Annotated in this window: 18 protein-coding genes; 5 read left to right on the top strand and 13 right to left on the bottom strand. The window is 33.9% G+C overall.

All coding sequences use genetic code 11. The features are described from left to right. Positions 1-248: 248 nt before the first annotated feature. Complete coding sequence (locus NJT12_RS20305) at positions 249-2510, bottom strand: acyl-CoA dehydrogenase family protein (RefSeq protein ID WP_271337762.1); 2262 nt, start codon at positions 2508-2510, stop codon at positions 249-251. A gap of 417 nt (positions 2511-2927) precedes the next feature. Further along, positions 2928-3845: an EamA family transporter gene (locus tag NJT12_RS20300; RefSeq protein WP_271337761.1), complete on the bottom strand. Its 918-nt coding sequence runs from the start codon at positions 3843-3845 to the stop codon at positions 2928-2930. A 176-nt stretch (positions 3846-4021) separates the two neighbouring features. Between NJT12_RS20300 and NJT12_RS20295 the strand changes: the two genes are divergently transcribed. After that, positions 4022-5440: an aminotransferase-like domain-containing protein gene (locus tag NJT12_RS20295; protein WP_271337760.1), complete on the top strand. Its 1419-nt coding sequence runs from the start codon at positions 4022-4024 to the stop codon at positions 5438-5440. A 206-nt stretch (positions 5441-5646) separates the two neighbouring features. Here NJT12_RS20295 and NJT12_RS20290 read toward each other — a convergent pair whose 3' ends face one another. The 6 genes from NJT12_RS20290 to aspA all read right to left on the bottom strand — a co-directional run bounded on the left by NJT12_RS20290 (position 5647) and on the right by aspA (position 12520). Further along, positions 5647-6594 carry a bestrophin family protein gene (locus NJT12_RS20290; protein WP_338083396.1) on the bottom strand — a complete coding sequence of 316 codons (948 nt, stop codon included), beginning with the start codon at positions 6592-6594 and terminating at the stop codon, positions 5647-5649. A gap of 50 nt (positions 6595-6644) precedes the next feature. Beyond that, positions 6645-7367, bottom strand: a complete 723-nt coding sequence (locus NJT12_RS20285; protein ID WP_271337758.1) for a hypothetical protein — start codon at positions 7365-7367, stop codon at positions 6645-6647. A gap of 77 nt (positions 7368-7444) precedes the next feature. Beyond that, complete coding sequence (locus NJT12_RS20280) at positions 7445-8848, bottom strand: sensor histidine kinase (protein WP_271337757.1); 1404 nt, start codon at positions 8846-8848, stop codon at positions 7445-7447. Between the two features lies 1 nt (position 8849). Further along, positions 8850-9524: a response regulator transcription factor gene (locus tag NJT12_RS20275; protein ID WP_271337755.1), complete on the bottom strand. Its 675-nt coding sequence runs from the start codon at positions 9522-9524 to the stop codon at positions 8850-8852. Between the two features lie 164 nt (positions 9525-9688). Then, on the bottom strand, positions 9689-10954 hold the full coding sequence (locus tag NJT12_RS20270; protein ID WP_271337753.1) for a BamA/TamA family outer membrane protein: 1266 nt from the start codon (positions 10952-10954) through the stop codon (positions 9689-9691). Between the two features lie 156 nt (positions 10955-11110). Continuing rightward, entirely contained in the window at positions 11111-12520 is a 1410-nt protein-coding gene (gene aspA, locus NJT12_RS20265) for an aspartate ammonia-lyase (RefSeq protein ID WP_271337752.1), read from the bottom strand. A gap of 331 nt (positions 12521-12851) precedes the next feature. On the opposite strand from aspA, the gene NJT12_RS20260 reads away from it, so the two are divergent. Continuing rightward, positions 12852-13430, top strand: coding sequence for a pentapeptide repeat-containing protein (locus NJT12_RS20260; RefSeq protein WP_271337751.1), 579 nt, complete (start codon positions 12852-12854; stop codon positions 13428-13430). A 149-nt stretch (positions 13431-13579) separates the two neighbouring features. Here NJT12_RS20260 and NJT12_RS20255 read toward each other — a convergent pair whose 3' ends face one another. The 4 genes from NJT12_RS20255 to glyA all read right to left on the bottom strand — a co-directional run bounded on the left by NJT12_RS20255 (position 13580) and on the right by glyA (position 17444). Next, positions 13580-14077 carry a GNAT family N-acetyltransferase gene (locus NJT12_RS20255; RefSeq protein ID WP_271337750.1) on the bottom strand — a complete coding sequence of 166 codons (498 nt, stop codon included), beginning with the start codon at positions 14075-14077 and terminating at the stop codon, positions 13580-13582. Positions 14078-14097: 20 nt separating this feature from the next. Further along, positions 14098-15138: a GMP reductase gene (locus NJT12_RS20250; protein ID WP_271337749.1), complete on the bottom strand. Its 1041-nt coding sequence runs from the start codon at positions 15136-15138 to the stop codon at positions 14098-14100. Between the two features lie 277 nt (positions 15139-15415). Continuing rightward, on the bottom strand, positions 15416-16009 hold the full coding sequence (locus NJT12_RS20245; RefSeq protein ID WP_271337748.1) for a MiaE family protein: 594 nt from the start codon (positions 16007-16009) through the stop codon (positions 15416-15418). A gap of 160 nt (positions 16010-16169) precedes the next feature. Further along, the gene (gene glyA / locus NJT12_RS20240) at positions 16170-17444 is read right to left on the bottom strand and encodes a serine hydroxymethyltransferase (protein WP_271337747.1); all 1275 of its coding nucleotides are present in this window, start codon (positions 17442-17444) and stop codon (positions 16170-16172) included. Between the two features lie 108 nt (positions 17445-17552). Here glyA and fahA point away from each other — a divergent pair, with 108 nt between their 5' ends. Then, positions 17553-18836 (top strand): fumarylacetoacetase, encoded by a 1284-nt coding sequence (gene fahA / locus NJT12_RS20235; RefSeq protein WP_271337746.1) that lies wholly within the window; start codon positions 17553-17555, stop codon positions 18834-18836. A 384-nt stretch (positions 18837-19220) separates the two neighbouring features. On the opposite strand, the gene NJT12_RS20230 is transcribed toward fahA, so the two are convergent. Beyond that, positions 19221-20261, bottom strand: coding sequence for an agmatine deiminase family protein (locus NJT12_RS20230; RefSeq protein ID WP_271337745.1), 1041 nt, complete (start codon positions 20259-20261; stop codon positions 19221-19223). A gap of 186 nt (positions 20262-20447) precedes the next feature. Here NJT12_RS20230 and NJT12_RS20225 point away from each other — a divergent pair, with 186 nt between their 5' ends. Then, the gene (locus NJT12_RS20225; RefSeq protein WP_271337744.1) at positions 20448-21971 is read left to right on the top strand and encodes a choice-of-anchor I family protein; all 1524 of its coding nucleotides are present in this window, start codon (positions 20448-20450) and stop codon (positions 21969-21971) included. Between the two features lie 221 nt (positions 21972-22192). Next, positions 22193-23461, top strand: a complete 1269-nt coding sequence (locus NJT12_RS20220; protein ID WP_271337743.1) for an OmpA family protein — start codon at positions 22193-22195, stop codon at positions 23459-23461. Positions 23462-23645: the final 184 nt, after the last annotated feature.

Below are 23645 nucleotides of genomic sequence, written 5' to 3'. Positions count from 1 at the left end.
AATCACACGCGGGGACAACGCACTGTTGCCGAGCTATTTTATGTGATTTCTCCCTTCGGTCGAAATGACAAAAAATGCCTATATCAACTTTGAGCTTAGGCTTCGATAAAGTTCCTCACACCCTTGGTTTAAAACTTTGACAAAGCCCCAATAAAGATCTGTTCTATTATTCTATCCTCTTTATTCTATTCTCTTTATTCTATTCTCTTTATTCTAAAATCTTTATTCTAAAATCTTTATTCTAAAATCTAACTAACAGCAATTGGAGCCGCTAAACAACTCTCAGGAATATCAAACGCATTGACTAATGAAACGGCATCTGGTCGAATATCCCAACACAATTGATTGACCATTTTGCGAATCGCTTTGGTTTTTACGGCTTCCATATAACCATCTTCAAGATACCAGGCTTTGTTTTTTTCTATTTGCGAAAGTGCATATAAATGATTCAGTTTTGTTAATATTTCTTTCGATTTAATGTCTTCGACTTCTTTTATTGCTAACTGAAATTGTTCGAGAACGACTCTTTCTAAATATGCCTGAGCTACATCGATCATCTGGTGCTGTACAACATTAAAAGCGTCGTAAGGTTCTAAACCACCGTCAACTAATTTTTTTATACGTCTTGCGGCAGATGCAAGAATTGTTTTTTCTCTATGAATAAAAGCCTGCAAATGAAACCCTTCGTCTAATAAATGTTCATCGTCTGTTTTGCGGGTTGCAATTGGATTTTTTTCTGTAATGGCCGTTTTTGCATTTTCATACACATAATTAATAATTCCTGCAGCTCCCATTTCACCAAAAGATTTTCTGAATTCTGATAAACGGTTTTTAGCTACTAATTGCATCAAAACGGTATTATCACCTTCAAAAGTCGTGTATATTTCGGTATCGTTTTTTAGGGCATCAATTCTATTTTCAGATAAATATCCTTTTCCGCCACAAGCTTCACGACATTCTTGTAGAATATCCCTTGTACTCCAGGTCGAATAAGATTTCATTCCGGCTGCGAGAGCTTCGATTTCCTGCATTTCGTCTTCGGTTTTATTCAGGAAACGATTTGTAAGGTATTGCAAAGCAAAATGAACGGCGTAAGTTTTCGCTAATGGCGGAATTAATCGGCGTTGGTGCATTCTGTAATTTAAAATCGGAACTTCTGATCCGCCTTCAGGACCAAATTGTCTTCTTTGATCGCTGTAACGAATGGCAATTGTTAATCCGGATTTGGCTGCAGCCAAAGCAGAACGCGGAATCCCGATTCGTCCTCCGACTAAAGTTCCTAACATAGTAAAAAAACGTCTGTTATCACTTGGAATCGGGCTTTCGAATTCTCCTTTATCATTTACAGAAGCGAAACGATCCAGCATATTTTCTTTCGGAATCAATACGTTATCGAAACTAATTGTTCCGTTATCCACTCCGTTTAATCCCATTTTATGTCCGCAATCACCAATAGTGATTCCGTTTAAGGTGTTTCCCTTTGTATCTCTTAGCGGAACTATAAATGCATTCACTCCATAATCATGTCCGTCGATAACCAATTTAGCAAAAACAGTTGCCATTTGTCCGTGAACTGCGGCATTACCAATATATTCCTTTTGGGCATTTTTATTTGGTGTATGAATTGTAAACGTTTGCTCATTATGATTATAAGTAGCCGTCGTTTCCAGCCCTTTTACGTTTGATCCGTGATGAGTCTCGGTCATGGCAAAAGAACCAGGAATTTTAAGGGAACCAATATCTTTTAGATATTTAGCATAATGTTTTTCAGTTCCTAATGACTGAACGCTCATACCCCATAATCCAAACTGAACACCAAATTTTATCACGAGACTTAAATCATGATAGCTTAAGGTTTCCATAATCGCAAAATAATCGGCTATGTTTTCTCCTCCGCCATGTTGCTTTGGATATGCCATATTTCCAAGATTTTCATCTGCTAAGATCTTACACCAATTATAAACTGTTTGGCGATAGACATTAATATCTGTGGAGGTTTCGTAAGCAAATTCGGGTCTTGAAATAACGGACTTTACTTTGTTGATTATTGCAGCTTCTTTACCGTTTAAAATGGCTGTTATTTTTTGAATATCAAAATCAGCATTGGCTTGGGAATTTGCCGTAAACGAACTGGCTTTTGTTTTGAAGTTCTGAAGTGCTTCTTCACCTAAAATTCCAAGATCATTCTCTAATTTTATAAAACTGGATTGTAAGGTCGAAATATCTACATCTTTTTCTGAAAGTGCTACTGCAATATCAAAAATAGATTTTATATCTGTTTTATTCTGAATGCTTTTTTCAATATCCAATTTCCATTGTGTGAGTTCATTTCGCGAAGGCGGATTCGATATGTCTAATCTTGAAAGCAATTCTTGTTTTTCTTCGGGCGAAAGCCAACTTAAATCAGTAATAAATTTCTGAATGGTTGTAAACTCTTTCTGGGTCAGCAAATCATCTGACCATACTAAATAAAATAAAGGAATAAAGGCTTGAAGTTTGGTATTTTTCATATCAATATAGTTGTTCAGTTTATATTTTTTCTTGCCAACGTTTATTGCGCAAAAAAGCAAGAAATGAAAATAGTCATTCCTATTTAAATATCCTGTTAAGATTGTGGTAATTTTAATTCCAGCTATTGAAAAACAAAAAAAAGTTTACCACGAATTACAGTAATTTACGCGAATTTTTTTCTTAATTAACTTTAGAAATTAAACGTAAATAATGAAGCTTCGCTTAGATGCGGCAAAAAAATTTACACAGATTTTGCAGATCAGTCAGATAAAATAATTCGTGTAAATTAGTGTAATTCGCGGCAAAAACCTCTACATAAAAAAAACAGGAATAAAAAATTCATTCCTGTTTAACATATCCTCACGATTCTCGCAATTTATATTTTAAAAACCACTAAAAAATATAAAAAACTCATGTTATTTAGAATCTTTGGATATTGTGGCAAACTTTTGCTTGATTGCAAAAATATGATGTGAATTAAAAACCAAAACTGCCATAAAAACAATTCCGTATGCTATAATTTGTATCAGTCCAAATTGTTCTTTATAGAGAAACATAGCCAAAAGAAAAGCAATCATTGGGTTAATATTTAAAAGCATTCCAACCGTTGAAGAATTAATTCCTGAAAGGGCATATAAATTAAGGAACAATGGAAAAATTGTAAACAGAATTGCAATGGTTTCGATACAGAAATAAAACTTAAATTCTGTGGGAACAGGTCCGCTGTATGATGGAAAAAAGGGCAGCAAAAACAAAGCGATCAGAGTTATATGAAATGTAAGGACTAAAAATTTATCGAAACCTTTATTTACTCTCTGACTTACTAAATAACAAGCATAGGAAAAACCTATAATTACACTAAAAAGCATGTCTGTAATATTAGCATAAGATAAAAGAACACATCCGGAAATGCTTAAACCAACGGCAATCCATTGTGTTTTACTTAGTTTTTCATGCAAAATGAAATAAGCTAACAATGTGGTTAAAATAGGACAAACCAAATAAGCCAAAGATGTGGCTTTTACGCTAACATGGTTCATCACGTAAATAAATGTAAACCAATTTGTCATTATAAAAAGGCTTCCTCCTATATTCAACAAAATAGTTTTGCGTTTCTCTGCTTTTGGCAATTCCTTAAAAGTTTGAATGGCTTCTTTTATTTTTTTTCTTTTAAAAGCAAAAGCTATAAGCAACATTAGAGCACTACAGCTGAAAACACGATAGAATAAAATATCTAACGAAGCATATTCATGTATAGGCTTTAAAACCAAACTGAAAAATCCCCAGATTACGAAACAAGTTATGGCAGCTATATAGTATTTTGTTGTTTTCACGAATATTGTTTTTGATTTTCTTATCAACGCAAATTTCTAAAAAATAAAACAGCAATACAGATACAGTTTTAGTAAATTGCACCATAACAGTTTTTTTTTGAAATCTTCAAGATTATAAATTATAAACTGAAATAAACGATACCACATTCTATTAAAAAAACAAATATTATTTCTGGATGAAAAACTCAAATTACTTGTATCTGCAGTTTGCTGACCGGATCGAAAAGCAAATAAAATCAGGCGTTTTAAATGTTGGTGACAAACTCCCTTCGATACGTGAAGTATGTTCCGAAACAGGATATAGTATGAGTACGGTCAGCAAAGCATATTACGAAATCGAAAGCCGATCATTGATTGAATCCCGACCACAATCCGGTTATTATGTAAGTAATATTTCGGCAAGGACAATTCCTGAACCTTCACCAAGCAGTCCTGTTTTAAAATGCCTTAATATTGACAGGGAGGATCTGATCGATCAGGTTTATGGTAATATGACTGATTCTAATATTACGATGCTTTCTTTGGGTTTTCCGTCAAACGAGCTTCTTCCTATCGCCAAATTAAACAAAGGAATGATTCAGGCAATGCGGAATCTCCCTAATAGCGGAACGGGTTATGAACAAGTAAAAGGCAATCCAAATTTAAGACGTGAAATTGCCCGATGGTCGTTTACCTGGGGAGGATCATTAACCGAAGAAGACATTATTACAATGCCGGGCTGTACAAGTGCTATATCACATTGTCTGATGACTTTGACAAAACCCGGAGATACGATCATTACAGAAAGTCCTGCGTATTTTGGAATTCTTCAATTGGCAAAATCATTAGGATTGTACATCATGGAGTTGCCTACAAATATGACTACGGGAATAGAATTGGACGCGCTAAAAAAAGCACTTTCGTCTAAAAAGGTGAAGCTTTGCTTATTGATGAGTAATTTCAGTAATCCGTCCGGAAGTATGATGCCGGCCGAACATAAAATAGAAGTAGTGAGATTGATGGAATTTTATAATATTCCGCTGATTGAAGATGATATTCACGGTGATTTGTATTTTGGCGCGAGCCGGCCAACGAATTGCAAAACTTATGACGAAAGCGGAATTGTTCTTTGCTGCAGCTCTGTCTCTAAAACATTGGCTCCGGGATATCGCGTTGGTTGGGTTTCTCCGGGGAAATTCAAAAAACAAATATTGCGGAACAAGATTTATCATTCGCTCTCCTCTCCTACTATTACACATCAGGTTGTGGGTGATTTTCTTAAAAATGGACGATACGAAAATCATCTCAGGAAAATACGACAGATATTGAATCACAATTGCAATAATTATATCAATACGATTCTGGAATCTTTCCCAAAAGGAACAAAAGTGAGTCAGCCTCAGGGTGGTTTTTTTCTTTGGATAGAACTTGATAAAAGTATTGATACAGCTGCTTTTTACCATTTGGCAATGCAGCACAATATTAGTATTGCACCAGGAAGAATTTTTTCTTTTCAGGATCAGTTTTCGAATTGTATGCGGCTGAGTTTTGGTTTACCGTGGACAAATGAATTAAGGGAATCCATTCAAATTTTAGGAAGATTACTTCATCGATGATCTAAAATTCATTTAATAAAATACACACAACGTAACCTCAACACAAATTGATAATTTTCTTTGTGGCATTTCTGGTGTGATTTCTCCCTTTGGTCCTAGTGACAAAATTGCATTGTAAACATGGTATACTTTATTCATAAAAAAAGCCAGACAATACTTCTAAAGGTATTGTCCGGCTAACAAATTGAAACCAAAATCAATTTTAATTATAAAACAAAGTAAGCGTTGTTTTCCGCTTTTTTAATTTCGGGTTTAAGATCAAATTCTTTGATAATGTCAAATTCACTTTGATACTCGTTTAACATTTGCATTAGATTCTTTTCGATTGTATTCGAAATAGTGGTTACAGGAGTATCTGTTGGCCTGTTTTCGAAAGGATCCTGTAAATGGATTGCCATTTTTTCGATTAGAAAAAACATTCCTGCAATTACTGTAATCAACGGAATTGCAAACCAACTCAATAAACTAATTAAACCAAAAGGCAATAGTAAAATGAACAAACACAATGTCATTCTGATATACATACTATATGTTGTTGGAAAAATGGTATTTTTAATACGCTCACATTTTCCCATTGCATCACATAATCTTGTCAATGTCTTATCAATTTCTACTTGTTGATAAGCATTTAGTCGTTTGTCTTTTCTCGCAATTCTAAGATCTCTGGCGTGCAACAATAATATTGCGTTTGGAATATTCTGATGATTTTTTACAAAATTCACTTCTTCTTCGCTAATCAATTCTTTAATTGGTTTTATAGCATCTTTGTTACGCAAAGCCTGCCCTAAACTATAACACCATGCAATTTGTCTTTTAGTAAAGTTTTCTTTGAACTCATTTGCTTCTACCGAAAACTCAGGATCCTTATAAAAAGTCAACATTTGCCTTACTAAAGTTCTGGATTCGTTCACAATAGATCCCCAGATAATTCTTGCTTCCCACCATCTGTCGTAAGCCTGATTAGATTTGAAAGCCAATAATAAAGATATAATTGTACCTACCATTGTAGGTATTGCAATTGGAATATCAACGGAAACATTGATGAAATAGTGATGAAAAATTTCAAACAATATAGTGTAAGTCATTACCAAACCTAATTCTACTTTAATTTTTCCGAGAACGTACCTCATGGGAATTCTTTTCTTTAATAACATATTTTTCGGTTTAAAAATTAAACTTGTATTTTTTTAGCAGTAATTAGTTTTTAAACCAATTCTTCATACAGCGATAAGACCGGAAGTCCCAGCTTGTCGTTTACATTCTCTTTTTTCGTTTTTTTGAACTTGATTTTTTCTCCTTTACGGGTTTCTACCAGCAAATCGATGTCGTATTTTGAAATTGCCTCTGTTAAGTAAGGAGCAAATTTTTCGTAGTTGTCGTCGAAATTAGAAGTTTGGCTTACAATTTCGAATGAAAAGTTATCATTCAAAAATTGCTGTACATCTTTTACATGCATATTAGCATGAGCGTTTTCAATATAAAGTGCTTTATTGAAATCGTCTTTGAACTGCTCTGAACCTAAATGTAAAATAGGACATTTTTGATTTCCTGCCAATTGAACAAGATATTGGTGAATTCTTTTTGTTTCTTGTTTATAAGAATGGGTCAGAATTACTAATTTTACCGAAAACACATCAATAATGTGTTTGAAAACCGGAGATGAAAGTCCGTATTGATTGTGTATTTTTATTTTGCAATTTGGAGTATGTTCGATGATATATCGACATGTTTCAAGTACTATTTCCTGACTGGCGGTTAGTCCGGTGCGCATTTCGCGTAAATAACCTGAAGATGAAAAAGTATCTGGAGTATCTGAAACCATCATTAAAATGATTTCGCAACCTGATGATTTTGATTGTTTCACTGCTGATTTTACAGCACAAATAGTATCATCTTTTAGAGTCGTTGGTATAAGGAAATTTTTCATATGTATAATCGTTTAGTTTATACATACAAAATAACTCTACCAAAATTAGAGTGGTCTTAATATAAAATTAGAACTTTCTAAGATTCAACATTAGAATTTTTAATATTAATCTTTTTTATCTTCGACTTCTTGAAAATAATCGTTACAATAGTTCCTTTATTTTGCTCTGATTGCACTTGTATTTCACCATCATGCATACGAATAATTTTTGAGGCTAACGGAAGCCCTAAACCATAACCTATATATTTGGTTGCAATTTTGCCTCTAAAAAAAGGTTCATATAAATGCGGAATATCTTCTGGCGGAATACCAATACCTATATCATTAATGGCAATTTTTATCATTTCCTGATTGGCTGAAAGCGTTACGAACACTTCATTATTATCAGAATACTTGACACCGTTTGTAATAATATTATTGATTGCAAGCTCTAAAAGGGGTTTGTTGCACGGAATTAATAGTAAATTAGAATCGTTTGGAGCAAAATTAAGTTTGATACTCACACGATTGTCAGGATAAATCTTATCCAGATCTGATTTTACATCCATCAACAATTCGTCTATTCTGGCAATATCCAATACCTGTTTCTTACCATCGTAACCAGTTTGGGTTAGTTTTAATAAACTTTCTGTGAGGTTTCCTAATTTAGATGCCTGACTGTAAATATTTTCTAATGACTGAATATATTCCGGAACTTCTCTTTCTTTGAGAAGCATAATTTCAGACTCGGCAATAATCGTTGTTATTGGCGTTTTTAATTCGTGAGAAGCATTATTTATAAAATTAGCCTGGATTTCAAAAGAAGTTTCCAGACGATCCAGCATATCATTAAAAGTTGCTGTAAGATCTGAAATCTCATCTGAATTTTTTACTTCCGGCAATCTATTATGAAGATTAGAAGCGCTTATTCTATTTACTTCTCTGGTTATTCGTGCTACCGGATTAATTACTCTTTTTGCAAGGAAACGTCCCAAAAAGAAAGCCAGAAATATAAAAGCTATACCTCCAAAAAACATAATCTTTATGATATAAATAGTCGTTGTGGGACCTTTTTGATCTCTGGCACCAACAATTACAATATATCTCTGACCGTTCTCAGTAAAAACCTGCCCTAAATAATACTTATTATTTATTTCAAAATAGTCTTCTCCTGTTTTTAAAACATTTGTATAAAACTCATTTGGCAAATCTAATTTTGTATTATAATCAAAACTATTGGCGCTGTTTATTTTAAGAACAAATTCTTCTTCTTCGATAAGTTCTTCAAGACCGTCCTTTTTCAGGTTTTTATAATACTTAATCTTTTCAGGATCATTTTGAAAATGAATAGAAGCCACAATTTTTGCTCTGTCTTCTAATCGTTTTAGAAAATGGTAACGATTATTTTCCTGAAATAAGACAAAAACCACAATACACAATAACAGTGTACTAAAGGTAGAAAGTGCTACATATGTAAAAGTAATTTTTTTTCTTATATCCATTTTATGGCTTTATGACATAACCTAAACCTTTCATGGTATGAATAAGTTTGGTTGCAAAAGGTTTATCTATTTTTTTTCTTAAGTACGTGATATAAACATCGACAACATTGGTGTTCATGTCAAAATTAATATCCCAGACATTATCTAATATTTGATCGCGGGAAACGATTCGTCCACTATTTTTAGCCAGGTAATACAGTAATTTAAATTCTTTAGCGGTCAAAACAATAGATTCACCATCTCTTTTTACTGTTTTGGCTCGTGCATTTATCTCTAAATCTCCTACCGTTATACTGTCTATTCTTTCTGTATCCTGATGCGCTCTTCGATGCAAAGCATTTACCCTGGCATCCAGTTCTCCAAATTTAAAAGGTTTAACCAGATAATCATCTGCACCAGCATTAAGTCCGGTTACAATATTTTCTGAAGTTCCAAGCGCTGTCAAAAGCAATACAGGAACAAAATTTTTACTGGCACGCAGTCGTCTGCAAATTTCGATTCCATTAATATCAGGTAACATTACGTCTAAGATGACAACGTCAAAATTATAATTATGGAGCATTTCAAGAGCAGTTTTACCATCCATTGCTACACTAACTTCATTATTGTTTTCCGCAAACCCTTTTCGTAAAATCGATAAAAGATTTGGTTCATCTTCAACTATAAGTAATTTCATATTTATTAATTGGATTAATAACAAAAATAGGGATTGAGTTTAAAATTAGAAATTACATAGACATAAATTATGATTTAATTAAGAACAATTATCATTGGTAACATCAAAAAAAAAGCATTCGTCGACGGCGAATGCTTTCTTTGTTGCAAACAACATTATACAATTCAAAACGTTTCACCTGCATTCAGATAAAAACCTTTCGAATTATTACCCCACGCATAATCTACAATTAAGTTTGTTCTTGTTTTTTTATCAATTAAAATGCGCAAACCAATTCCGGCAGAAGGCTGAACAGAATTAAAAAGCGAAACTTTGTTATCTATATTACTCGCTGTTACAAAATTGGTAAAAACAGTGCCGCTAAACATCTGATCGCAAGTAATTGGAAACCTGAATTCTGTTGAAAGATATATTAAACCATCTCCTCTAAACAATCCTTGCGTATACCCTTCTCCGCTTCGGCTGCGTTGATCCCAGCCAATTGCGGGTAAGTTTAAATATGGTACTTTTCCGCGCGTTACAAATTGTCCGTAAGCCCAAATTGCTAAAATATATCTTTCATTTTTAGCTGAGACAGGAATAAAATGTCGATATTCTGCATACAAAACATTACTATACTGCTGATTATTAAACAAAACAGGATTAAAACGATAATTGATATTGGCAAACCATCCGTGGGTCGAATTTACCTGATTGTCTCTTGAATCATATACCAAATTAAGACTCATTCCGCTTAAAAAATATTCTAAATTATTAAATCCATGTTCCTGACTGTAGGTATAATGATACGTATATTTTGCATTTTCGACATCTAAATTCTTATCATTAATACTCGAATACCAATCTAGATTTATTCCTCCTCCAACATAAAAGTTTTTGGCGACTTCAAAAGATACTGTCTGATGAAATTTGAAATAATCATAATCCATAGGTTGTGCAATAGAATCGACGTTAAAATGATTTTGCTTGCTGTGATGCGGAATTATATCGGTTCCCAAGCCGTAATTAGGCTGCGAAAAAATATACAATCGATAATCCCCGCTCAGGAAAATCTTGTTGTTGTTGAGCAGAATATTATTTTTTACGTTTACGAGCCATTGCTTTTTCGTAGTATATGTTATGCCTAAATTGGCGATAGAATATTTATCTGATGCTTGTTTCCCTTTGAAAGTATATTGCGCGACTCCGCCAAAAAAGAATCCGGTTGCGGGCTGAGATCCAATTGCGGGAATAATAAGGAAAAAATTGTTTTTTGTAGGTTTAACAGCGTATACTGAATCTTTCTTTTTGAAAATTTCGAGAATAGTTTTAGGCGAACATAATTCTGAAGTAGTACTTTCTGTTTGTCCTGTTGAATTAAGAGAAATAAAGAAAAGCAACCCTAAGATTTTATATTGATTAAAGTAAATATTTTTTAAAAATTCTACCATTTTAAAGTTTTAATTTTCCGAAAAAACCTTTAATCCACATGTAAATATATGCCTTATTTTCAACACTTTAACAAAAACAACATTAGATTTTACCCAATAAAAAAGCCGCCAATAAAAAAACTGGCGGCTTTTGAAATATATTTTAAAATAATACTTTTATTTCGTGATAAACTTAGGATTAATTAAGTTTTCTAATGAATAAATTTCATCCCATTTTTCCTGTGTGATTAATTTTCTTTCTACCACTACAATTTCATGTACGCTTTTATTCATTTTTAAAGCTTCTCCCGCAATACTGGCACTTACTTCGTAACCCAAAATAGGGTTCAATTGTGTTACAATTCCAATACTGTTCATTACCATATTGTAGCAATGATCTACATTTGCAGTAATCCCAACGATACATTTATCTATTAAAGTCTGAATTGCATTTGAAAGATAATCTAATGATGTAAACATTGCAAAAGCAATTACAGGTTCCATTACATTCAATTGCAATTGTCCTGCTTCAGCAGCCATTGTAACTGTTAAATCCTGACCAATTACATAAAAACAAGTCTGGTTTACTACTTCCGGGATTACAGGATTAACTTTTCCAGGCATGATCGAAGATCCCGGCTGGCGTGCAGGCAAATTGATTTCATTGAAACCAGTTCTTGGCCCTGAACTCAATAATCTTAAATCGTTACAGATTTTAGATACTTTTACCGCTGTTCTTTTCAATGTTCCCATAATCTGAACATAAGCTCCGGTATCAACAGTAGCTTCAATTAAATCTGGTGAAAGCGTTAACGGAATACCTACTTCTTTGGCTAAATAGTTCACACAAATTTCAGGATATCCTTCCGGTGCGTTTACTCTTGTTCCAATTGCAGTAGCTCCCATGTTAATTTCTAAAACCAGGCTTTGAGCTTCTTTCAACCTTTTAACATCTTCTCCTATAGTAGTAGCATAAGATCTGAATTCTTGTCCTAAAGTCATAGGAACCGCATCTTGCAATTGCGTTCTTCCCATTTTTAAAACACTTTTGAACTCTTCTCCTTTTGCTGCAAAAGCAACTTCTAAACCTTCTAATGTTTTAATAAAACTTTCCATTTTCATGTAAAGTGCTATTCTAAAAGCCGATGGATAAGCATCGTTTGTAGATTGAGAACAGTTTACATGATTGTTTGGATGCAAAAAGTTATATTCACCTTTTTTATGCCCCAGATATTCCAGACCAATATTAGCAATAACTTCATTTGCATTCATATTTACCGATGTTCCGGCTCCACCCTGAATTAAATCGCTTACAAATTCCTGGTCAAATTTACCTGCAATAACCTGATCACTTCCGTAACAGATTGCCTCGGCAATTTTTGGGTCAAGTGCTCCACAATCTTTATTTGCTAAAGCTGCTGCTTTTTTTACATATCCCAAAGCCTTAATAAATAAAGGTTCTTTTGAAATTGGAATTCCGGTAATATTGAAATTCTCTACAGCTCTGAAAGTTTGGATACCATAATATAAATGATTAGGAATATCTAATTCCCCTAAAAAATCATGTTCTTTTCTTGTTGATCCCATATAATATAAGTGTTACGTTTTAACTTAAAAATCAGTGTAAAGCTACAGCAAATTAATATTATAATAAAACATTTTAAATTAAATATTAATAAATTTTTATAAATATAAAGCTTAAAAATTAAACACTTATCATTTTAAGGCTTTAAAAATATCATATTCATAAAAAATAGGCATAAAAAAAACGTCTTGATTTATAAAATTACATGACCAATGTGCTTATTTTATCAAGAAAAACCAATTTTAGAAAGTGTAAAAATTAATGCAGTTTAGTGCTCTGTTTTTGCAACGTAATTATTATCTTTTCGCTCTTAAATAATTATGAAAAATTGCCTTGAAAAAAGAGTCCGAATATTTTCTTGATAAAGAATACAATACTATTACTTATAACAGAGATGATGCGAATTTCAAGGATTTTGAATGCTGCGTCTTTAATAATTGTAATTTCTCTGCCTGTACTTTCTTAGCAGTAACTTTTATTGACTGCGTTTTTAATGATTGCATTTTTAACGAAGCCAAAATAAATTACGTGGCTTTTAGAACAGCTACTTTTAATAGATGTGAAATCAAAGAAGTGAATTTTGCCATGTGCGACAAACTCATCTTCGAAGTAAATTTTTATGATTGTATTTTAGATTTTTCGAAGTTTTATACCTTAAAAATAAAAGGGACTACATTTACTAATTGTAGTTTGATTGCCGTAGATTTTATGGCAACAGATCTTACAAGCGTTCTTTTTGATAATTGTGACTTGTATCGCTCAGAATTTGATAAAGCGATCGCTAATAAAGCCGATTTTAAAACAAGTTACAATTATACTATTGATCCATCAAAAACTAAACTGAAGAAAGCTGTTTTTTCTTTGAAAGAGGTAAAAGGCTTATTGTTTAAGCATGATGTTGTTGTGAGTTAAGAGCAAAAATCGTACACGAATTTACTTCGTCTGTTCAACTTTCTGTCTTGAGTCACGAATTGTTACGAATTATTTAGTGAAAATTAATTTCAAAAAATAAACCAGACATTAAGAATTAGTGATAATTCGTGAAATTCGTGTTTACTTTATTACAACTTCTTCTCCATAACATAATCTTCCATCAGGTAACCATTTCCGATTTCAATATCTACTTCTTGAGCAACTTCAAAACCTATTTTTTTATAGAAACCTAAAGCGGTATTAAATCGGTTTACGTTTAACAATAATGCTTTTGAATTGTTATTTTTAGCTAATTTTTCAATCTCATCGACCACTTTTTTACCAATTCCTTTTCCTTGCGTTTCTGGTAAAAGATATATTTTATGAATTTTAGTTGCTGCTTGTCCGTTATAATTATGTTCTATTCCGATAAACCCAATATTAGCTTCATCCTCATCAATCATATAAAACAACTGTACTTTTTTATTGTACTGTTCCGTTAAAGCTTCCGTAGAATAAAAAAGCCCCAACATATAATCTAATTGTTCTTTTGACAGAATCTCACCATAAGTAATTGGCCATGTAATGTTTACTATATTTTGAATTTGTTTAATGTCGTTTATAGTTGCTTCTGAAATCGTGATCATGTTGTATCTAAAATGTTTTATTATTTTGTAAAAATTTGATTTTCCTGTTCGCTTACTCTTATAAAGGTGGTTCGCTTTGTAAGTTCTTTTAATCTGGAAGCTCCAACATAAGTACACGTACTTCTTAAACCTCCCAAAATATCCAATATTGTATTGATAACCTGCCCTTTAAACGGAACCTGAACTGTTTTACCCTCACTTGCCCTGTATTCTGCCACTCCTCCAACATATTTATCCATTGCTGTTGTCGAACTCATTCCGTAAAATTGTTTAAATTTTTCGCCATTTACTTCGATCAATTCTCCTCCGCTTTCATCATGTCCGGCAAGCATTCCTCCCAACATTACAAAATCTGAACCTGCGCCAAAAGCTTTGGCAACATCTCCCGGAGTTTTACATCCGCCATCGCTTATAATGTGCCCGCCCAAACCGTGAGCCGCATCGGCACATTCTATAATAGCTGAAAGTTGTGGATATCCAACACCTGTTTTTACACGAGTTGTACAAACAGAACCGGGACCAATGCCAACTTTTACAATATCTGCTCCGGCCAGTAATAACTCCTCAACCATTTCGCCGGTAACTACATTTCCGGCAATAATGACTTTGTCCGGATATTGTAGTCTCGTTTGTTTTAAAAACTGAACAAAATGTTCTGAATACCCGTTTGCAACATCAATACAAATAAATTTAAGTAACGGATTGGCTGTGATAACATGACCAATTTTAGCAAAATCTTCTTGTCCTGTTCCTGTACTAATCGCTATATAATTGTAGAAATCAGGTGTAACATTTTGTAGAAAATCATTCCATTGCTGAAGTGTGTAATGCTTATGAATAGCGGTAAAAAGTTTTTCTCCGGCTAAAACCTGAGCCATTTCAAAAGTCCCCACAGTATCCATATTAGCGGCCATAATAGGAATTCCTGTCCAGGTTGCAGTACTGTGCAAAAATTTAAAATTTTGCTCTAACGAGACTTCTGACCTGCTTTTTAATGTAGATCTTTTAGGCCTAATCATCACGTCTTTAAACCCTAATTTCAAATCAGTTTCTATTCTCATGGTTTTAAATTTTCGTTACTCCCAAATATAAGAAATTTTAGATTATTAAAACTTTGCGATTGGTTGGCTCGCGGATGACACGGATTTTAAACGGATTTTTTTTATTTAGACTTTACGTAAAAGGTTTCAATAGCAACGTGTTTCGACTTCGCTCAACGTGACAAGCGCAAAAACTAAGACTGAGACTGAAAACTTTCTCATTGGAACGCGTTTCGACTCCGCTCAACGTGACAAACGTGAAAACTGAAAACCGAGACTGAGACTAAAAACTAAAACCCTACCCGTGAATCGTTTCCCCTTTTCCGTAGTTGGTAATAATTGATTCTTCGTAAGCAAGCCATTCCCTCCATCGTTTTTCAACGTCGATTCCTACTCCGTATTTTCTGGCATAGGTAATAAAAGTAACATAATGTCCGGCTTCACTCTCCATCAAATCTCTGTAGAAAACAGATAATTCTTCGTCTTTGATATTTTCAGACAAAACTTTGAAACGTTCGCAGCTTCTGGCTTCGATCATTGCCGAAAAAAGTAATCTTTCAACAAGACCAGAAACTCTGCTTCCGTCTCCGCTTTTCTTCATGTACAAATACAATTCGTTTACGTAATCGTCTTTGCGTTCGCGTCCTAGTTTCAATCCTCTTTTGATGATGATATTATGAACTTGCTCAAAATGGTCGATTTCTTCTTTGGCTAAAGCCAATAAATCTTTTACCAAATCCTGATGTTCTGAGTTATTAGTAATAATCGTGATCGCGTTTGTTGCTGCTTTTTGCTCGCACCAAGCGTGATCTGTCAGGATTTCTTCAATATTTTTTTCTACAATATTTACCCATCTAGGATCTGTTGGCAATTGTAATCTTAGTACGCCCATGGTCTCTTATTTTGTTTTATTTTGTTTCAAGTTTTCTTTGTTTCAAGTTGTTTTAAGAACGAAAAAAGTTTAAAGTTTTGTTATGCGCATGTTTTACGCGTCACAAAACTTTAAACTTGAAACCTGAAACTTGAAACAATTAAGTTTCAAATTTTATTTTTTAGTATACGAAAATTGGTCTTTCGCTCATCATTTCATTTACTTCGTTTGCTACTTCTTCGATAACTGCTTCATTTGTGTGATCAGCAAGAACTTTATCGATTAAAGCTACGATAGTTTCCATATCTTCTTCAACTAAACCACGAGTTGTGATTGCAGCTGTTCCAACACGAATTCCTGAAGTTACAAATGGTGATTTATCATCAAATGGAACCATATTTTTATTTACTGTAATTTCTGCTTTTACTAACGCGTTTTCAGCTTCTTTACCAGAAATGTTTTTATTTCTTAAGTCAATAAGCATCATGTGGTTATCAGTTCCGCCAGAAATAATGTTGTATCCTCTTTTTACGAAAGCATCTGCCATAGCATTTGCATTTTTTTGCAATTGCAAAGCATAAGTAAAGAATTCATCTTTTAATGCTTCGCCAAAAGCTACAGCTTTAGCAGCGATAATGTGCATTAAAGGTCCTCCTTGATTTCCAGGGAAAACAGCAAGATCTAATAAAGCAGACATCATTCTGATTTCTCCTTTTGGATTTGTTAATCCCATTGGATTTGGAAAATCTTTCCCCATCAGGATCAAACCTCCACGTGGTCCACGTAATGTTTTGTGTGTTGTTGTAGAAACAATATGACAATGTGGAATTGGGTCGTTCAATAATCCTTTTGCAATAAGACCTGCAGGGTGCGAAATATCAGCAAACAAGATTGCTCCTACACTGTCAGCAATTACTCTGAAACGCTCAAAATCCATATCACGAGAATAAGCCGAAGCTCCTGCGATGATTAATTTTGGCTGTTCTTTTGTTGCTATTTCCTGAATTTTATCATAATCTAAACGACCAGTTTCTTTATCTACTCCGTAAAAAACAGGAACATAAACACGTCCTGAAAAATTTACAGGAGATCCGTGGGTTAAGTGGCCACCGTGAGATAAATCGAAACCTAATATTTTATCCCCTGGCTGTAAACAAGCATGATATACTGAAGCATTTGCCTGAGATCCTGAGTGTGGCTGCACGTTTGCATATTCAGCACCAAATAATTCTTTAGCTCTGTCTATTGCAATTTGCTCAATAACGTCAACTACTTCGCAACCTCCGTAGTATCTTTTGCCAGGATATCCTTCAGCATATTTGTTAGTTAAAACAGAACCAGCTGCTTCCATTACTTCATCACTTACAAAATTCTCTGAAGCGATAAGTTCTAATCCGTGAATTTGTCTGTCTTGTTCCTCTAGTATAAGGTCAAAAATTTGTTCGTCGCGTTGCATTTTTTCGTTTTTCGTTAATTTCCTGCAAAAATACAAAAAAACGTTTGTCAAACTGCTAGATTATGATATATTTGACATAGAATTTTTCAACAAATAATTAACATTCACATGCCAATAACCGCTAACGATACCAAAAGAAAATCATGGTTAGAAGTGCCAGAAAATAGCGACTTCCCTATTCAAAATATTCCTTTCGGTGTATTTCTTACCAAAGAAAATGTCGTTACAGTAGGAACACGAATTGGCGATTACGCTATAGATTTAGGAGCTTTACAACAATTAAACTATTTCTCAGGAATAGATTTAACAGATGATATGTTCATGCAGGATACGCTTAATGATTTTATTTCTGATGGAAAAAAAACATGGCGTTTAGTTCGAAATCGCATCGCTGATATTTTCGACGAGACTAATCCTCAACTAAGAGATTCAACAAAAGATCGAGATATTGTTATTTTTAAAATTGATGATGTCGAAATGCAATTGCCTGTGTTAATAGGCGATTACACTGACTTTTACTCCAGTAAAGAGCACGCTACGAACGTTGGAAAAATGTTTCGTGATCCTGAAAATGCTTTATTACCAAACTGGCTGCATATTCCGGTTGGGTATCATGGAAGAAGCTCTACAATTGTTCCGTCCGGAATTCCGGTGCACAGACCAATGGGACAAACTTTACCGGCTGGAGAAAAATACCCTGTTTTTGGTCCGTCTCGTTTAGTAGATTTCGAATTAGAAACTGCTTTTATTACGACTGATGTTAATATAATGGGAGAAAATATCCCAACGTATGAAGCCGAAGATTACATTTTCGGAATGGTTTTACTGAATGACTGGAGCGCGCGCGATATTCAGAAATGGGAATATGTGCCTCTTGGACCATTCTTAGCCAAAAACTTTGCTACATCAATTTCTCCATGGATTGTGACTATGGATGCTCTTGAACCTTTTAGAACTAAAGGTCCTAAACAAGATCCGTCGCCGCTTCCTTACTTACAAACTAAAGGTAAAAAAGCTTTTGATATTCATTTAGAAGTTTCAATCAAACCTGAAGAAGCTGAAGAAACTATCGTTTCTAAATCAAATTTTAAATATTTATATTGGTCAATGAGTCAGCAATTAGCACATCATACCTCAAACGGTTGTCGTGTAAATTCTGGTGATATGATGGGTTCAGGAACTATTTCAGGCCCAACTCCTGATAGTTTTGGTTCTATGTTAGAATTGACTTGGGGAGGACAAAATCCGATCAAATTAAAAGATGGCAGCGAGCGTAAATTTATCGAAGATAATGATACAGTAATTATTAGAGGTTTCTGCGAAAATGCTGAAGTACGTCTTGGTTTTGGAGAAGTTGCGAGCCAGCTTTTACCTCCATTTATCAGGCCATGAAGAGCAGATAAATTATCTGAAGAGATATAAAAAATATAAAGCCTCGAAAGTGATTTTCCGAGGCTTTTTGTTTATTCTTTCACCACAGATTAAAGGATTAAAATGATTTTTTCTCATTTTATGTCATTTCGACCAAAGGGAGAAATCACATTCATGAATCGACAAAGATTAACTTCCTTTGCGGAGTTCCTTGTGTGATTTCTCCCTTTGGTCGAAATTGACAAATTCTGGCGTTATACCCCAGAGGTTTTTAAAACCTGTCGGGTTTGTGAGACTAAAATTATTATACAAAACTTTGTGAGGTTTCTCCAAAAACTTTGGGATCGATCAGCTTCACAAGCATACAAAAAAAAACGTAGCAACTTCGTGCCTTCGTGGTTAAACCTAAACCGGAATCTGTTGGCTCAAGCAATGCAATGTCCCAAATCCCCAGATAAAATCAACACAACTTATTCCGATTACTTCTCTGTCAGGGAAACATTCTGCTAATATATTTAGCGCAACTCTGTCATTGCTATCATTAAAGGTAGGAACCAAAACACAATTATTCAAAATTAAGAAGTTGGCATAACTTGCCGGTAATCTTAAATCTTCAAAATCTACTCGTTTTGGCATTGGCAATGCTACAATAATTGGAGATTTTCCATCTTCTAATTTTGCATTTTGCAAACGCTTCAAATTATCCTGTAATGGTTTGTAATTGGCATCATTTTTATCTGTTTCTACAATTGTTACAATCGTATCTTCGTTTACGAATCGGCATAAATCGTCGATATGACCGTGCGTATCATCCCCTTCTATTCCATCTCCTAACCAAATTACATTTGTAACCCCTAAGTATTCCTTGAAAACAGCTTCGTAATCTTCCTTCGTAAAATTCTTATTTCGAACCTGTATAGATGGATGCATCAAACATTCTTCAGAAGTCAATAAAGTTCCTAGTCCGTTTACATCAATCGCACCACCTTCTACAATTACCGGCTTTCCTTTATATACCACTTGTGTTAAGGGAACATCAATAAATTCAGCAATTTTAGACGGAACAAATTTGTCTAACTGATAATTTTTATATTTTGCCCAACCATTAAAATTGAAGTTTAATGCTTCTCTTTTCGAACCATTTTTTACAATAATTGGTCCTGAATCACGCATCCAGCTTCTGTTGGTTTTATGAATGATAAAAGAGACGTTTGCAACATTTACATGGGCTCTTTCTAACATTTCGGCTACTTTTTCTTTTAGTTTTTCATCGGCTACGACCAAAAAAACAGTTTCAAAAGTGGCTACTTTTTTAATAAATTCTACAAAAGCCCATTGAACAGCCTCGTATTTACCTGGCCAGTCGTTGCCATTATGCGGAAAACACAATACGATTCCTTGTTGTTTTTCCCATTCTGCTGGAAATCTTCTATTATTTGTTGACATAAAGAGGTTCTAAATTTGAAAGAGTACAAAGATAATCATTCAAAAGGATTATAAAATAGTACAACTAAAATCATATCGTATTTATATAAATTATCTGATAAAAATTAAGTTAAAGATTAAATAATACAGCATTAATATACACTCAGGATCTCCTAATTACATTTGGCAAAACTAAAAACACAAAAAATGAAAAAACTAAGTATGTCCTTATTAGCAGCTTTATCGATTATGATAAGCTGTAATAATGACGAAAATTCAAACAACGGAGTACCTGAAGTTGTTGTCAATGAAAACCCGGGAACTTTTAAAGAAATAGGCTCTATCACAATAGGTGGCGAAGGCGCAGCAGAAATAACGGCTTACGACGAAAAAACAAAGAAACTTTTTGCAGTAAATAATAGCGGAACAAACCAAATTGATGTAATTGATTTAACTGATCCGACAAAACCAGTCAAAATTGGTAAAATAGACCTGACTCCATATGAAGGAGCATCTAATAGTGTTGCTGTTTATGACGGAAAATTAGCCGTTGCCTTAGAATCAACTGTAAACAAACAAGGAAATGGAAAGGTGGTAATCTTTAATACTACTGATTATAGCCTAATCAAACAAATTACTGTAGGCGCATTGCCGGATATGGTTACTTTCTCGCCTGACGGAAAATATATTATGACAGCTAACGAAGGAGAACCAAATACTGATTATTCGCAAGATCCAAACGGTACTATTTCTATCATTGAGGTTGCTAACAATTATGCCGTTACGACTTTAGATTTTAGTTCTTTCAGCAGTCAGGCGGCTGCTTTGCAGAAAGAAGGTTTCAGAATTTCGAAGTTCGCAAAAAGTTTCGCACAGGATATCGAACCAGAATATGTTACAATTTCTGATGATTCGAAAACGGCCTGGGTAACATTACAAGAAAATAATGGTGTTGCAAAAGTAGATTTGACTTCTAAAACTATTACCGCAATTTACCCGTTAGGATTTAAAAATTTCAATACTGCAGAAAATGCTATTGATGTTAGCGACAAGGATGATAAAATAGCTTTTAATCCCTGGAAAGTAAAAGGGATGTATATGCCTGATGGTATTAGCCACTTTTCTGCTAATAACGTTCCTTATTTTGTAACGGCAAACGAAGGTGATGCAAGAGAATATACCGCTTATTCTGATATTAAAAGAATGAAAGACATGAAACTTGATGCAACTGCTTTTCCTGATGCCGCAACTTTAAAACTAGAAACAAATCTGGGAAGATTAAATCTTATTGCGGATATGGGAGATACTGATGGAGATGGAGACCTTGACGAACTAGTTGCTTTTGGAGCTCGTTCTTTCTCAATCTGGAACGGAAATACCGGAAAAATTGTTTACGACAGCAAAAATGATGTTGACAAAAAAACGAATGAACTTGGTACTTATGATGACAAACGCAGCGATGATAAAGGCTCAGAACCGGAAGCTGTGGTAGCTGTTAAGATGGGAAGTCAGAATATTCTGTTTGTTGGCCTGGAAAGATCAGATGCTTTTATGACTTATGATGTAACCAATCCAAATTCGCCACAATATTTGCAAACTGTAAAAACCGGAGATGCCCCTGAAGGGATTTTATTCATCCCAGCTTCTAAAAGTCCAACAAAAAGAAGTTTGTTAGTTGTTAGTAGTGAGGGAGATGGCACAATAAAAATATACCAACCAGATTTAAAATAACTTTCACATTTACAAATTCCAAAAGGGGCTAAATATAAATTTAGCCCCTTTTTTTGCCCAAATATTTTGATTGTTTTAACGTATTTACATAAATAAAACCCAAAAGGTGGGAATTATGTAACACCAAATAGAACACAAATTAAAACTCCTGCTATAATTTTGTCAATGAGTTTAAAACGAAAAACTCTTAAATAATAACAATTAAATAAAAATTGGATATCATGAAAAAGAAATTAGCTTCAGTCTCGCTTTTACTACTAACATTCGCTGCAGGCGCGCAAAATATGGCAACGACTTCGACTCAGCCATCAATTGACAAACCTGAATACAATAAATGGTCTGTTGAATTGAATGGCGGGGTAAACAAACCACTTAGAGCAATAACTCCTGGTTATTCTACTGAATCTCTTAACCTGTTTCACGCAGATTTAGGTGTAAGATATATGTTTAATCCTAAATTTGGTTTGAAATTGGATGTTGGTTATGATCAATTTCAAGAACGTGATGACACTCCTGAATTTGATAGTAAATATTACAGAGCGAGTTTACAAGGGGTTGTTAACCTTGGTAGAGCTTTAAACTTTGAAACCTGGACCAATACTTTCGGTTTATTAGCACATGGTGGTTTTGGTGTTTCTCAATTAAGCTCCGACAAAGGTTTTGACGGAAAAGATTACATGGCTCATGGAATCGCTGGTTTAACAGGACAAATTAGAGTAAGTGACAGAATTGCAATTACTGGAGATCTTACCGGTATTGTTAACGGAAGACAAAACCATAACTTTGATGGTCAGGCAACAACTACTACTGGTTCATTAGACGGTGTATTATTGAATGCTTCTGTTGGTTTGACTTTTTACTTAGGTAAAAATACTAAACATGCTGATTGGTATTCAGAAGAAAATGAAAGATTAAATCAATTAGAAAACAGAGTTACTACTATTGAAACTAATCTTATTGATACTGACAAAGATGGTGTTGCTGATTTATACGACTTAGAACCTAATACTGTTTCCGGAGTTGCTGTAAATACAAAAGGACAATCTATTGACAACAATCAAAATGGTGTTCCGGATGAATTAGAAAGTTACCTAGACAAAACTTATGTTAAAAAAGGAAGCGAAAGTACAACTACAAACAATACTGTTGAAGAATTGATTAACGGTGGTTATGTGAATGTATATTTTGACTTTAACTCTTCTAAACCAACAAATGCTTCGTTATCAGGTGTTGATTTCTTAGTGAAATACTTGAAAAACAATCCAGGTAAATCTGCAGATATCATAGGATATGCTGACGAAATTGGAAGTTCTAGTTATAACACTGAATTATCAAGAAAAAGAGCTGAAGCTGTGAAAAAAGTAGCTGAAAATGCTGGAATTGATTCTTCAAGACTGAATGTAATCGCTAATGGTGAAGACACTTCTGTGAACAAAAAATCTAAAGAAGCTCGTCAAATCGTAAGAAGAGTTACTTTCCAGGTAAAATAATCTTTTTATAAATAATAGTAAAAAGTCCGCTTCAAAATATTTGGAGCGGACTTTTTTTTACTGCAGGAAATAAAAAAAGAGGCTGTCCGAAAAGTAATTTCGGGCAGTTTTTTTTTGTTTTACACATTGATTTTTCTTATATTTAAGTACTAAAATCAATGATTATGCAGCCAGTTTTTAAGCC

Origin of the sequence: Flavobacterium azizsancarii, from assembly GCF_027980145.1 — a bacterium.
In the GTDB taxonomy this organism is placed as follows: Bacteria; Bacteroidota; Bacteroidia; order Flavobacteriales; family Flavobacteriaceae; genus Flavobacterium; species Flavobacterium azizsancarii.
This window is presented reverse-complemented; position numbering and strand designations above follow the sequence as displayed.